We start from the raw sequence: 13,627 nt of genomic DNA, 5'->3' as shown, positions 1-13,627 counted from the left end.
GAAGCGTCAGGCCACCTGACGCTTCGCTGTGCCGGCAAGAAACGCCTCAGCGTTTTCACAGAGCTGGCCGACGATGCGCTGTCTGGCTTCGCGGCTCCCCCAGGCGCTGTGCGGCGTCACGATCAGGCGCGGTACGTCTGCAGCCAGCAGCGGGTTATCGTTGCTTGGCGGTTCGCTGATAAGCACATCGGTGGCGGCACCGCCCAGGTGGCCGCTGCGCAGCGTGTCGGCCAGCGCTTGCTCGTCGATCAGACCGCCGCGGGCGGTATTGATGACGAAGGCCGCGGGTTTCATCAGACGCAGTTCGCGCGCCCCAATAAGGTTGCGTGTCTGCTCGGTGAGCGGGCAGTGCAGTGTCAGCGCGTCTACCTGAGGTAACAACTCGTCCAGCTCCAAGCGGTCCGGTCGGGGCGGGCGCCCGGGCAGGTTGCCTGTCAGTACGCGCATGCCTAGCGCTTCAGCGAGCCTGGCCACTGCACCCCCCAGTTCGCCGTGGCCGAGAACGCCAAGGGTCTTGCCGGCCAGCTCGACTATAGGGAAATCCAGCAGGCAAAACTGGCCGCTCTCCTGCCAACGACCGCGTGCCACGGCACCCTGATAATCGGGTAGTCGGGTTGCCAGCGCGAGCAGCAGCATCAGCGTATGCTGCGCTACGGTGGCCGTGCCGTAAGCCTGGCAGTTGCAGACGGCAATACCTTGCTGTTTGGCGGCCGCCAGATCGATATTATTGACGCCGGTCGCCGCAACCAGGATCAGTTTGAGATCGGGGCACGCGGCGAAGGTGTCGGCGCTCAATGCGACCTTGTTGACGATAGCGACTTCCGCACCTTGCAGCCGTTCGATGACTTGGTTTTCGCTGGTTTGCGTGTGGCAAGTCAGCTCACCAAAGGCGGACTGCAATGGGGCCAGGTCCAGGTCCCCCTGGTCGAGCGGCGATAGGTCGAGGAATACGGCGCGGAGTTTGTTCATGGACTTTACTCATATGAAGCGGCGGGCGAATGTCCCGCCCCGGAAAAAACGGAGTCGCTAGATGTACTGGATGGAGTTTCTCACCGTGGCGCTGGTTCACGTGCTTGCGGTTGCCAGCCCCGGGCCCGATTTTGCAGTGGTGGTGCGTGAAAGCGTGACCCGCGGACAGCGCAGCGGCAGCTGGACGGCGCTCGGCGTAGGGGGCGGAATTCTGCTTCACGTGGGGTATTCACTGCTTGGCATTGGTTTGATCGTCTCGCAGTCGATCGTGCTGTTCAACCTGTTCAAGTGGCTGGCGGCTGGATATCTCTTCTACCTTGGCTTTCAGGCATTACGCGCCAAGCCCGCTGCGGTCGGCGAGGTTGGGCCTTCTGCAGGTGGAACGATCTCGGCGCAACGAGCGTTCACCATTGGTTTTGTCACTAACGGTTTGAATCCGAAAGCGACGCTCTTCTTTCTATCCCTATTCACAGTGGTTATCGACCCCCATACCCCGCTCGCCGTTCAGGCAGCCTATGGGGTATATCTGGCGTGTGCTACCGGAGCGTGGTTCTGTCTGGTGGCCTGGTTGTTCAGCCGTGAGCGCGTGCGGGCCGGGTTCAGCCGTATGGGGCATTGGTTCGATCGCGTGACGGGTGCGGTTCTGATTGGTCTCGGTGTTCGACTGGCGGCAAGTGAGATCGCCTGATCGGGTACGGCCGGTCACTGCATTCGTGGCGACTGCGCCCGTTGAACAACAGCAATACAGATTGTCCGAGATGGAGAATAGCCCGGTCGCCTCAGCGGCCGGCACAAACAGCTAGCGAGCGCCCATAACATCAATAACAGGAAGCCGTATGTTGCAGACACGAGTGATCCAACCCGCCGCCAACGCTTACCAGTACCCCTTGCTGATCAAGAGCCTGCTGTTATCAGGCCAACGTTACGAGCGCACCCGCGAAATCGTCTATCGGGATCAGGTGCGTTTCGACTATCGCACCCTGGGTGAGCGCATCGCCCGGCTAGCCAACGTGCTGACCAACGCCGGGGTCAAGGCGGGCGACACCGTGGCGGTGATGGACTGGGACAGCCATCGCTACCTGGAATGCATGTTTGCGATCCCGATGATCGGTGCGGTGGTGCATACGATTAACGTTCGGCTGTCGCCCGAGCAGATCCTTTACACCATGAATCATGCCGAAGACCGCTTCGTGCTCGTCAATAGTGAGTTCGCGCCTTTGTACCATGCCATCGCCGGGCAGCTGACCACAGTCGACAAGACGTTGCTGATCACCGATGCCGATGACAAACAGTGTGATCTGCCGAACTGCATCGGAGAGTACGAAAGCCTGCTGGCGACCGCAGCGGCGACGTACGACTTTCCTGACTTCGACGAAAATTCGGTGGCGACCACGTTCTATACAACCGGGACTACCGGTGACCCCAAGGGCGTCTATTTCACCCACCGGCAGCTGGTGCTGCACACCCTGGCCGGTGCGGTAACGGTTGGGTGTCGCGAAAACCCACAGCTGATGGCGGCAGGGGACGTGTATATGCCGATCACGCCTATGTTTCACGTCCATGCCTGGGGATTGCCCTATGTGGCAACGATGTTGGGCCTGAAACAGGTTTATCCGGGGCGTTACGATCCGGAGCTGCTGATCGAGCTGTGGCGTCGTGAGAAGGTTACCTTTTCTCACTGCGTGCCGACCATTGTGCAAATGCTGCTCAACGCCCGGGCTGCGAAGGGCACGGATTTCAAAGGCTGGAAGATCACGATCGGGGGCAGCGCACTGACTCGTGGCCTTTATGAGTCGGCTCGCGCATGCGGCATGCAATTGGTCGCGGCCTATGGCATGTCGGAAACCTGTCCACTGATTTCCGGTGCGCACATCAACGATGAACTGCGCGATGCCAGCGAGGATGAACAGACCAACTATCGGCTGAAGGCTGGTATTCCAGTGGTTCTGGTCGACGCTGCGATCCAGGCACCGGATGGCAGTTTTCTTCCCGCCGACGGTGTGACCCAGGGGGAACTGGTGCTTCGCGCACCCTGGCTGACCCAGGGCTACGCCGGAAATCCGGAGAAAAGCGAAGAGCTGTGGGCTGGTGGTTGGCTGCATACAGGAGACGTGGCCACCCTCGACGAAATGGGCAATATCGAGATCCGTGACCGCATCAAGGATGTCATCAAGACGGGCGGCGAGTGGATTTCGTCCCTGGCGTTAGAAGGGCTGATCAGCCGGCACGATGCTGTAAGGGACGTTGCGGTGGTCGGCGTGCCAGATGAGCGCTGGGGGGAGCGACCGTTCGCTCTGCTGGTGCTCTGTGAGGGCCAGCAGCTGGATGCACGGGCGCTGCAGGCGTTTCTGGAACCGGCGGTGGAGCAGGGGCAGATAAACAAGTGGGCTGTCCCCCAGCAGATCGCCGTGGTTGAGGACATCCCCAAGACCAGCGTCGGCAAGCTGGACAAAAAACGTATCCGACAAGATATCGCACGCTGGTTGGAAGAAGGCAGCGGCGCCATTTCGTCGTTGTAGGTCTGACTGGTCTGCAGTCGCCTTGTCCGAGATACGGTCGAGCTCGGTTTCCTGTGCACGGGCTCACGGCTTCGTCGGCCGGTTCAGGTTCTGCGTTCGACCGAGTGTTACGCTAGCGGTGAATTTCCAACCTGTGTCTCTAGCAGGTTGGCGTCCCGCAGATGAGGAAGTAGAAATGAAATCGATCTGTAACCTGACCGCACTTGCCGCCACTCTTGCGCTGCTGGTTGGCTGTACCAACAACCCCTACACTGGCGAGCGAGAAGCCGGCAAAGCAGGCATCTATGGCGGCATCGGTGCAGTCAGCGGCGCTGTGATTGGGGCCGCGACCTCCAGCAAGAAGGACCGAGCGAAGGGCGCCTTGATCGGCGCGACGGTCGGCGGAGCAGCTGGCGGCGGCTATGGTTACTACGTCGATACTCAGGAAGCCAAGCTGCGCCAGACGCTGCAGGGCACCGGCGTACAGGTTCAGCGTGAGGGTGATAACCTCACATTGATCATGCCGGGCAACATCACCTTTGCAAGCAACTCCGCCGATATCTCCAGCAGCTTCTACCCGACGCTCAACTCGCTGGTTCAAGTGTTCAAAGAATTCAACAAGAACGGTATCGACATCACAGGCCACACTGATAGCACAGGCTCGCAACAGCTCAATCAGGACCTGTCCAATCGCCGAGCTCGTAGTGTTGCTGCGTACCTGGAAGGCAACGGCGTGCCCGCTTCGCGCATTTCGGCCTATGGTGCGGCTTCAAGCCAGCCGATTGCCAGCAACAATACCGCTGCGGGTCGTGCCCAGAACCGTCGCGTAGAAATCAACCTGCGTCCGCTCTAATCGGCAGCGCGGGCGAGGCTGCCAAGACCCGCCCGCGCCATTTGGATGGCGTCAGCTTTATAGCTTTTTGATTGCTATGATTGAACCTCTGAACGATCTACGACTCTGAAGCTCGTGACAGCGAGCCATGTAGTGGCACTGAGGAGGTCGAATGGATGATCGTTCCGCTCTCCATTCTCGTAAGCCTTGGCTGCCATTGGTAGTGACGCTGGCCCTCATGTTCGGGCTCGGAGGATGGGTCGGCTGGCAATGGCATGTTCAGGAAACGCGAGTACGCGCAGAGCAGGCCCAGCGATTCAATTTAGCGGTCAACGATGTCGAGAGCACTCTGCGCGAGCGCATGCGCGCGTATGAGATGGTCTTACGAGGACTTGCCGGTCTTTTCGTCGGAAGCGACACCGTCGGCCCGCAGGATTGGAACCGCGCTTCCGATCAGCTCCAGCTGCAGGATTTCTACCCAGGCATACAAGCGCTCGGCATGGCTCGTTATGCGCGACAGGAAAATCTTGCGGCCCTGCTTGCGCAGATACGCGACTCTGGCCGAAGCGATTTTCGCGCCTACCCCAAGGGCGAGCGTAGCGAATACCTGATCGTCGATTACATCCATCCGCTTGATTGGCGTAATCGACGGGTGCTTGGCTACGACATGATGAGCGAGGAAACGCGACGGCAAGCGGTGATAGCTGCGCGTAACATCGGGACACCGATGCTCACCGGGCCGGTGCGACTCAAGCAGGAAACAGAACAGGACGCGCAGGTGGGCATCCTGCTCTACCTCCCGCTTTACCGTGCCGGTGCACCAACCACCACCTTGGAGGATCGGCAGGAAGCGTTTGCCGGGGCCCTGCACGGCGCATTTCGACTTACCGACCTGATGGAAGGGGTGCTGGGCTCACGCAGCAAGCTTTTCCAGCTGCAGCTGTTCGACGCCGCGGCTCCAGATGAGCCTTTGCTCGTGGGGCGAGGCCCGGTAAGCAGCGATGCCAGCTTCCATCGCACCCGCAATATCTACATGTACGGCCGCAGCTGGCAATTGGTGGTGGCCAGCACGCCCGAATACGAAGCCATCCTTAACCGGGTTGGTCGCGCCTTTAATCTGGCGGCGGCGCTCGCTGCGGCCGTGCTGTTCTCGCTGCTGATTGGCGGCTACCTCTACCTTCGTGAGCGGGCCCTGCGTAACAGTCAGGCGCTTGGTTCGCAACTGCAAGAACGTGAAGCATGGTTCCGTCAGCTTATCGAGCAGTTACCTGTAGCGACGGTGTTGTGCAGCACCCAGGGTCGCATCGAATTGGCCAACCAGAGTGCCGCGGCATTGCTCGGCAGCAGTGCAGGCCTGTTGGCCGGCGAGCGCCTCAGCCGTTACATCCCAGGCGTTCTGGAAAGTAATGCAGCCGGGCCGCAACTGGATGCCAATCAGCAGGAAAGCCAGGCATTACGAGAGGACGGCACACCTGTGCCAGTTTCCCTGAGCCTGACGAGTTTCAAGCGAGACAAGGATGTTCACTATCTGCTCAACCTGGTCGACCTGCAGCAGCGTAAACGTGACGAAGAGCGTTTTCGCAACGTGGTCGAAGCCTCGCCGAACGCCTTTCTTTTGTTCGATCAGGACGGCCTAATCGTCATGGTCAACCGCCAGACTGAGCTGCTGTTCGGCTACAGCCGGCAAGAGTTGTTGGGCCAGCCAGTCGAGATGCTGATTCCCGAGTCGATGCGCAAGATCTATGTAGAAGAGCGTCAGCGTTTCGGCCAGGCACCCGGGTCGCGTCGGCTGGGCGAAAACCGCGAATTGTTTGGGCGCCACCGCGATGGCCATTTACTGCCTGTGGAGGTGGGGCTATCACCCTTGCGCAGCGGCGAAGAACAACTGGTCCAGGCTGTTGTGATCGACATTGGCCACCGTAAGGCAGCCGAGAGGCGGCTGCGCGATCAGGCCAACGAGTTGGTAGTCGCCAACCGCTACAAGTCCGAATTTCTCGCCAACATGTCCCATGAGCTGCGTACGCCGCTCAACAGCATCCTTATCTTGAGTGACCAGCTAAGGCTGAATGCGGCGAGCAACCTGACGGAAAAGCAGGTTCGGCACGCCGATATCATCCATCGCGCCGGCCATGATCTGCTGCAGCTGATCAACGATGTGCTCGATCTGGCCAAGATCGAGGCTGGCCACATGCAGATCAAATCAGAGCCACTCGACCTGGGCGAGCTGTTGACCGAGCTGGTCGCGAGCCTCGAACCCATGGCTGAGCAGAACGGCCTGACCCTCAAGGCTCGAATCGCCGCTGGCGTGCCGGCCTCTCTCGTCAGTGATCGGGCTCGGTTGCAACAGATACTGCGCAATTTGATTACCAACGCACTGAAGTTCACCGAGCACGGCTCCGTCGATATCCACGTGACGACTCGTCTGGCCGAAGGGCGTACCGAGCAAGACATGCTGCAGATTTGCGTAACCGACACCGGTATCGGCATCGCTGAGGATCAGCACGAGCGCATCTTCCAGGCATTTCAGCAGATCGACGGTTCAATCAGCCGTCAATACGGGGGCACCGGTCTGGGACTCGCAATCGCGCGACAGCTCGCTGAAGTACTGGGGGGCGGCATCAGCCTTAAAAGCGCGCCGGGGAAGGGGTCGTCGTTTACCGTCGAGCTGCCCTTGAAGGTTGCCGCGACGCCGGAGATTCGAACATTGCGGCCGTTGCAGCGGCGCGGGCAGGGCGGCGGGTTGCTGATCGTCGAGGACGATGCCGATTTCGCCTCGGTAGTCGCTGAAGTAGCGCAGTCTCACGGCTTTTCCAGCTTGGTATGCGGTACCGGGCAGGAGGGGCTGGATGCGCTCGCCCAGGAACGTTTTGCCGCGGTGATCCTTGATGTCCTATTACCTGATATCAGCGGCTGGCAGGTTCACCGAGTGCTGCGAGCCGATCCGAGGCATCAGGACACGCCGGTATACGTAATTTCATGTGTTCCACAGCCTCAGGGCTGGTCGGACGACGGCTCACGTTATTTACTCAAGCCCGTGGCTCAGTCGGAGTTGGAGCGGCTCTTCGTTGATCTTTCACGACAGGAGGACAACTCGACTCGGCTGCTGCTGGTCGAGACTGATCCGTCGCGACGGCGGCAGCTGCGCGAACACTTCGAGCGGCTTGGGTATCGGGTCACCGAGTGCCAGCGCAGCGAAGAGGCAAGGATGGCCTATGCGGAGCACAGCTATACCGTACTGATCATAGACTTCGATCTGCCCGGTGAGGACGGTCTCGATTTGCTCGATGCGTTGGACCGTCTCCGTTCACTGAGCGGTGTACGAGTGATTCTCACCAGCCAAGAGGCGCTGTCGGAAAAGAATCTGCAGCGGCTTCGGCGTTACTCATCAGTTGCGTTGTTGAAAACAGAAGGAATGGAGCATATGGAAGATGCGTTAAGGCCCGCCGGGGCTGATGTCGCGGCGTTCGGGATGAGTGAAACAGAACATCCTCTGTTGGGGCAGCGGGTGCTGTTGGTAGACTCGGATGTAAGGGCGATTTATGCCATCAGTGCGATGCTCGATGAACAGGGACTGCAAGTGGTGCCGGTCACGACGGGGCCCGAAGCCCTGGAACGCTTCGATGAAGATGCGTTTGATTTCGCATTGATCGACATGGCCATTCCGAACAATGGCGGTCCTACCCTGATACGTCAGCTGAGAAACGACTATGGTTGTCAGGTGCCTATTGTTGCCATGGCTGTCGGCGGTGACTCCGATGCGCCTGATCAGGGCATCGCTGCAGGTGCGGACGATGTCTTGCTGAAGCCTGTCGATAGCGAGAAGCTGGCTGACTTGCTGCGGCGCCTGGAGCGTACCGATGGCCATCACGCAAGTCCGTAAGGAGAAGTATGTGACGCATCGTTCAACCCGACTTGTAGTTCTCGCCTACGTTGGCCGATACATGCTGCGCTGGGGGATCGGCTAATGGCTTGGACGCAATCCAGACCCGAGCCCCGGACCCGGACATTGCTGGTGGTTGATGATCGCGAGGCGAATCTGGTGGCCATGGAGGCTTTGCTCGGTGACGGTGATTGGCAAGTCCACACCGTTAATTCAGGCGAGGCTGCGCTACAGGCGCTGCTCGATTTGGATGTCGAACTGGTCCTGCTGGACGTGCAGATGCCGGGAATGGACGGATTCGAAGTTGCCCGCCTGATGCGCGGCAGCCCGCATGCGCGCTACACCCCGATCATTTTCGTCTCGGCTATCGCGCATACGCGTGAGTCCGTGTTGCGTGGTTACGCAACGGGTGCGGTTGATTTCATTCTCAAGCCGTTCGACCCCCAGGTGCTCAAGCACAAGATCAATACACTGTTGAGCCACGAGCACAATCGGCGCGATCTGCAGCTACTGAGCCAGCAACTGGACAGCGCGCGGGCGTTCAACGCCTCGGTGCTCAACAATGCTGCCGAGGGTATTCTGGTAGTGGGTGAGGATGGCTTCATCAACTTCGCCAATCCCGCAATCGCCAAAATGATGCATACCAGCGTCGATGATCTGCAAGGCACGGCCCTGCTCAAGCATCTTGCCTCGCCTCATATGCCCGAGGTGTGGAGAGACACTGAGTTCTACCAGCAATGGCGCAGCGGTAATACCTATCGACTGCATGAAGCGCAGCTGTTCACCGCCAATGGGGGCACGCTGCCAGTCGCTCTGTCATCGTCTCCGCTACCGCGCCAGCAGCGCTCGATGGTGGTCATTGCGCTGGACATGTCTGTAGTGCGAAGCCTGCACGTACAGCTCGAGACCCAGGCGGTAACCGACTCCCTGACCGGGCTGCTCAACCGAAGAGGCTTTCACCAAGCTCTGGACTCGGCTTTGGCTCGGGTGGACCGGAACGGCAAGCGCATGGCCATCCTGTACATCGATCTCGATGGATTCAAACGCATCAACGATTCGCTCGGGCACGATGCTGGCGACGAGATCCTGTGTCGCGTAGCGCGGGTGCTGGAGGCGTGTATGCGTCCTTACGACATCATCGCGCGGATGGGGGGCGACGAGTTCACCGCCTTGCTGGACTCCCTTGATCACCCTGAAGACGCGGCCAAAGTGGCAGAGAAGCTCATCGAGCTCATTTCGGTTCGGCATACCATTGAAGGAACCGACGTCACGCTTGGCGCCAGCATCGGCATCGCGCATTTTCCCGATTCCGGCCAGAGCGTCGATGAGCTCTTGCGATCCGCCGACATGGCAATGTACGAGGCAAAACGCAACGGCCGGCAGCAGTATCGATTCTTCTCCAGCGAAATGAACGGGCGCGCCCATGCGCGTTTGATGATGGAGGAGAATCTGCGGAGCACCATCGAACGCAATGGTTTCGCGCTTGCCTATCAGCCACAGATCATTCTCGAGACGGGCGAACTGCGCGGTTTCGAGGCCTTGCTGCGCTGGGATTACGCAGGCCGTGGCGAGGTTGAGCCGAACGTATTCATCCCCTTGCTGGAAGAAACCCGTTTGATCGATCGGGTCGGGGAGTGGGCGCTGCGGGAAGGCCTTGCGCAATGCCGCGACTGGCGTGAGCGCTTCGGAGACAAACTGGTCCTGAGTTTCAACGTTAGCCCGGTGCAGTTCGGTCGAGTCGGCCTGATCGACGAACTGCGTCGCCTGCTCGACGAGTATCAGCTCGATCCTCGCCAACTGGAGCTGGAGGTGACTGAGGGCGCGCTGATGCAAGATTTGGATCAGAGCTGTGACAAGCTTCGGCAGCTGCGCGAATTGGGCGTAAGGGTGGCGGTGGATGACTTTGGCACAGGCTATTCATCACTGGCCTATCTGCGCCATTTCGATCTCGATACGCTGAAGGTCGATCGGCTGTTTATCGCCAATATGCTCGACTCACCGCGCGATGCTGCGGTGGTCAGCACCATCATCGACCTGGGACGAAACCTCGAGTTGGAGGTGATCGCTGAAGGCGTAGAGACGCTGGGTCAACGCGACTGGCTGATCGAGCATGGGTGCCAGGTCATGCAAGGCTTTTTGGTGGCGCCGGGACTAGCGGTGGAGGATGCCTTGGCATTCCCTCGGACGATCGACTGGCTTCAGCTGGACCAGCCAGCCGGCTGAAGTCGGCTGAGGTGATTAGTTGATGCGTCAGCTGCGCGGCGGGTATTGCCGGTGCAGCTCTGCAAGTTGAGCATCTTTGGCGCTCCATAGCTCGTTGACCCATTCCTGAAAACTCAACCGGTACGCTTCGTCCTGATCGTAACTATGGTGCAAAAACTCGGCAGGGATCGGCTGCGAGTCGATGCGCATGACGACTCGGCTGACTCGGCCACAAAGCAGGTCCCAGAAGCTGGGATTGCCGTTCGGGTAGTGGATGGTCACGTTGATCAGTGAAGTCAGCTGTTCGCCCATGGCGTCGATCACGAAGGCAATGCCGCCGGCCCTTGGCTTCAGCAGGTAGCGATAGGGCGATGCCTGCTCGGTGTGCTTGTCCTCGGTGAAGCGTGTCCCTTCGAGAAAATTGAAGACAGAGACCGGGTTGGTCCGGTAGCGCTCGCAGGCCTTGCGTGTCGTTGCCAAATCCTCGCCACGCTTTTCAGGATGCTTGGCCAGGTACTCCTTGCTGAAACGCTTCATGAAAGGAAACTCCAGTGCCCACCAGCACAGGCCGATCACTGGCACCCAGATGAGCTCCTGCTTGAGGAAAAACTTCAGAATCGGCATCCGTCGGTTCAGCTGATATTGCAGCATCAGGATGTCGGCCCAACTCTGGTGGTTGCTGGTAACCAGGTAGGAGTGCTGCATGTCCACCTTGTCCAGGCCCTGAACATCCCACTCGGTACGCCGAACCATGTCCATCCAGAGACCGTTTACCGACATCCATGATTCGGCGATCCAATGCATGCCGAAGCGCAAGACTCGTTGGATTCGCGGGACCGGCACCGCCAGTTTTAGCAGGGAAAGCGCAAACAGCGGCCAGCACCAGAACAATGTGTTCAGTGCCAAGGCCAGGCCTGCAAGAAATCCACGAAGGGGCGCGGGAAGAAAACTCAGCATCGATTGGCTCGTGTACCTGTCAACTAAGGCGGCAAGCGTACCGATTGCGCGGCGAACTGCAAGTAACTACATGAGTTCCCGAAGAAAAAGCCGGTATGTTCCCGGCCGGTCAAGGTCGGGAATATACCGGTTCGGATCAAGCTTTCTGGTTGTCAGCCTGCAGGGCGGTGAGCGCGATGGTGAAGACGATGTCGTCCACCAGTGCGCCACGGGACAGGTCGTTGACCGGCTTGCGCAGGCCTTGGAGCATCGGCCCGACACTGATCACATTGGCGCTGCGCTGGACTGCTTTGTAGGTCGTGTTGCCGGTGTTCAGATCGGGGAAGATGAACACTGTGGCCTGGCCGGCAACGAGGCTGTTAGGCGCTTTTTGCTTGCCAACGCTGGCGACCGAGGCGGCGTCGTACTGGAGCGGGCCGTCAATCGGCAGGCTTGGCGCGCGCTCCTGAGCGATGCGCGTGGCTTCGGCCACTTTTTCGACTTCCGCGCCGCTTCCCGAGGTGCCCGTCGAGTAGCTGATCATGGCAACGCGCGGGGTTACACCGAGCGCCACGGCCGACTCCGCGCTCTGCAGGGCGATTTCCGCCAGTTCGGTGGCGTTCGGATTCGGGTTTACCGCACAGTCGCCATAAACCAGGACCTGATCAGGCAGCAACATGAAGAATACCGACGACACCAGGCTGTAGCCTGGTGCAGTCTTGATCAGCTGCAGTGCGGGGCGAATGGTATTGGCGGTGGTATGCACAGCGCCGGAGACCAGGCCGTCCACTTCGTCGAGCGCAAGCATCATGGTGCCAAGCACCACAGTGTCCTTCAGCTGCCCGCGGGCATCGTCCGGTGTCAGCCCTTTAGCCTTGCGCATCTCGCACATCGGCTCGACGTACTGGTTGATGATCAGGTCGGGGTCGAGAATCTCCAGACTCGCTGGCAGGTTAATACCTTGTTCACGAGCGACTGCCTGGACTTCTTCCGGTTTGGCCAGTAGAACACAGCGGGCAATGCCCCTTTCCTGGCATATGGCTGCGGCGCGGATGGTGCGAGGCTCGCTGCCTTCCGGCAGGACAATGCGCTTGTTCGCCTGCTGGGCGCGCTTGACCAGCTGATAACGGAATGCAGGAGGTGACAGGCGCAATTCGCTGCGCGGTACGCTGAGGCGGGTATGCAGCAACTCGGGCTGCAGGTGCTGTGCAATGAAGTCGGTCACCTGGCTGGCGCGCTCGATGTCGTCAGCCGGGGTTTCCTTGTTCAGCCCGAAGAGGTTGGTTGCGGTGTCGTAAGAGCCGGTCTGTACGGTCATCACCGGCAGGCCGCCATCGAGCGCAGCCTTGCATAGCTCGAGGATTCGTGGATCGGGCGCAAAGTCCGTGCAGAGCAGCAGGCCAGCCAACTTGACCCCATTGAGCGAGGCCAGGCTGGCGGCAAGAATGATGTCGTCGCGATCGCCCGGGGTGACTACCAGCACGCCTGGCTTGAGCAGTTGGACCGTATTGGGAACGGCCCGGGCACATAGAACGATCTTCTCGACGCGACGCTGCTCCGCTTCGCCCGCGTGCAGGACCTTGGCGTCGAGCAATTCCGCTATGTCTCGGGTTCGCAGGGCGTTGAGCTTGTCCGCGAAGGGAATAGCCCCGAGCAGCTGGAAATCCGCTGTGCCCAGCAGAGGCAGTTGCGCCTTGAGGCGCTCGACGAAGGCTGGCACGCCATCGTCACTCTTGACCTTGTTGAGGATGGTGCCGAGCACTTTGGGGTCTTTGGCGCCACCGAACAGCTGTGCCTGAATCTCGATTCGCTCAGCTAGACGTTTGAGCGTGTCGGTTCCTTGCGCGGCAATCAGGATAACTTCCGCGTCCAGGCTTTTGGCCAGATGGGTGTTGATTCGCGACGTGTGATTGAATTCGCGCGTCGGCACCATGCCTTCCACGATCACCACGTCCTTGCCTTCGGCAACTTCCTGATACCGGCTGACCACGTCTTCAAGCAGAAGATCGAGCTCACCATTGGCCAGTTGCCGCTCGACTTGCTCCAGCGGCAGCGGTTCGGGCGAGGTGACGTTCAAGGTGCGTTCCACCAGTACGCAGGAGCGCTCGCGGCCCTGATCGTGCGGGAAGGGCTGGGCAATGGGCTTGAAGAAGCCGACCTTCAACCCAGCACGCTCGAGCGCGCGGATCAGGCCGAGACTGATGGAGTTGAGGCCGCCGCCAAAACCGCAGGGGGCAAGGAAAAGCGTATGCATGATGATCTCCTATCGAGCGAAGGGCGATGCCAGGTAGACGAAACCCGACGCCAAGG

General features: G+C 59.8%; 8 protein-coding genes. 5 read left to right on the top strand and 3 right to left on the bottom strand.

Translation table 11 applies throughout. The features are described from left to right. Positions 1-6: 6 nt before the first annotated feature. Positions 7-969 (bottom strand): 2-hydroxyacid dehydrogenase, encoded by a 963-nt coding sequence (locus JQR87_RS15250; protein WP_407295568.1) that lies wholly within the window; start codon positions 967-969, stop codon positions 7-9. Between the two features lie 61 nt (positions 970-1,030). Between JQR87_RS15250 and JQR87_RS15245 the strand changes: the two genes are divergently transcribed. The 5 genes from JQR87_RS15245 (at position 1,031) to JQR87_RS15225 (ending at position 10,402) form a co-directional block, all read left to right on the top strand. Further along, positions 1,031-1,657: a LysE family translocator gene (locus JQR87_RS15245; protein ID WP_407295571.1), complete on the top strand. Its 627-nt coding sequence runs from the start codon at positions 1,031-1,033 to the stop codon at positions 1,655-1,657. A gap of 148 nt (positions 1,658-1,805) precedes the next feature. Further along, positions 1,806-3,488, top strand: a complete 1,683-nt coding sequence (locus JQR87_RS15240) for a fatty acid--CoA ligase (protein WP_407295574.1) — start codon at positions 1,806-1,808, stop codon at positions 3,486-3,488. Positions 3,489-3,663: 175 nt separating this feature from the next. Continuing rightward, complete coding sequence (locus JQR87_RS15235) at positions 3,664-4,320, top strand: OmpA family protein (RefSeq protein ID WP_407295577.1); 657 nt, start codon at positions 3,664-3,666, stop codon at positions 4,318-4,320. Positions 4,321-4,471: 151 nt separating this feature from the next. Next, positions 4,472-8,179 carry a CHASE domain-containing protein gene (locus JQR87_RS15230; RefSeq protein ID WP_407295579.1) on the top strand — a complete coding sequence of 1,236 codons (3,708 nt, stop codon included), beginning with the start codon at positions 4,472-4,474 and terminating at the stop codon, positions 8,177-8,179. An 84-nt stretch (positions 8,180-8,263) separates the two neighbouring features. After that, complete coding sequence (locus tag JQR87_RS15225) at positions 8,264-10,402, top strand: putative bifunctional diguanylate cyclase/phosphodiesterase (protein WP_407295582.1); 2,139 nt, start codon at positions 8,264-8,266, stop codon at positions 10,400-10,402. 27 nt (positions 10,403-10,429) lie between these two features. Here the strand turns inward: JQR87_RS15225 and JQR87_RS15220 are convergent, their stop codons facing one another. Continuing rightward, positions 10,430-11,338 (bottom strand): acyltransferase, encoded by a 909-nt coding sequence (locus tag JQR87_RS15220; RefSeq protein ID WP_407295584.1) that lies wholly within the window; start codon positions 11,336-11,338, stop codon positions 10,430-10,432. Between the two features lie 136 nt (positions 11,339-11,474). After that, a complete protein-coding gene (gene pta / locus JQR87_RS15215) occupies positions 11,475-13,571 on the bottom strand; it encodes a phosphate acetyltransferase (RefSeq protein WP_407295586.1) in 2,097 nt (698 codons plus the stop codon). Positions 13,572-13,627 lie beyond the last annotated feature (56 nt).

Origin of the sequence: Stutzerimonas stutzeri, assembly GCF_051028275.1 — a bacterium.
GTDB lineage: Bacteria > Pseudomonadota > Gammaproteobacteria > Pseudomonadales > Pseudomonadaceae > Stutzerimonas > Stutzerimonas stutzeri_AS.
Note: the sequence above shows the minus strand (reverse complement) of the source record. Positions and strands in the feature narration are given on the sequence as shown.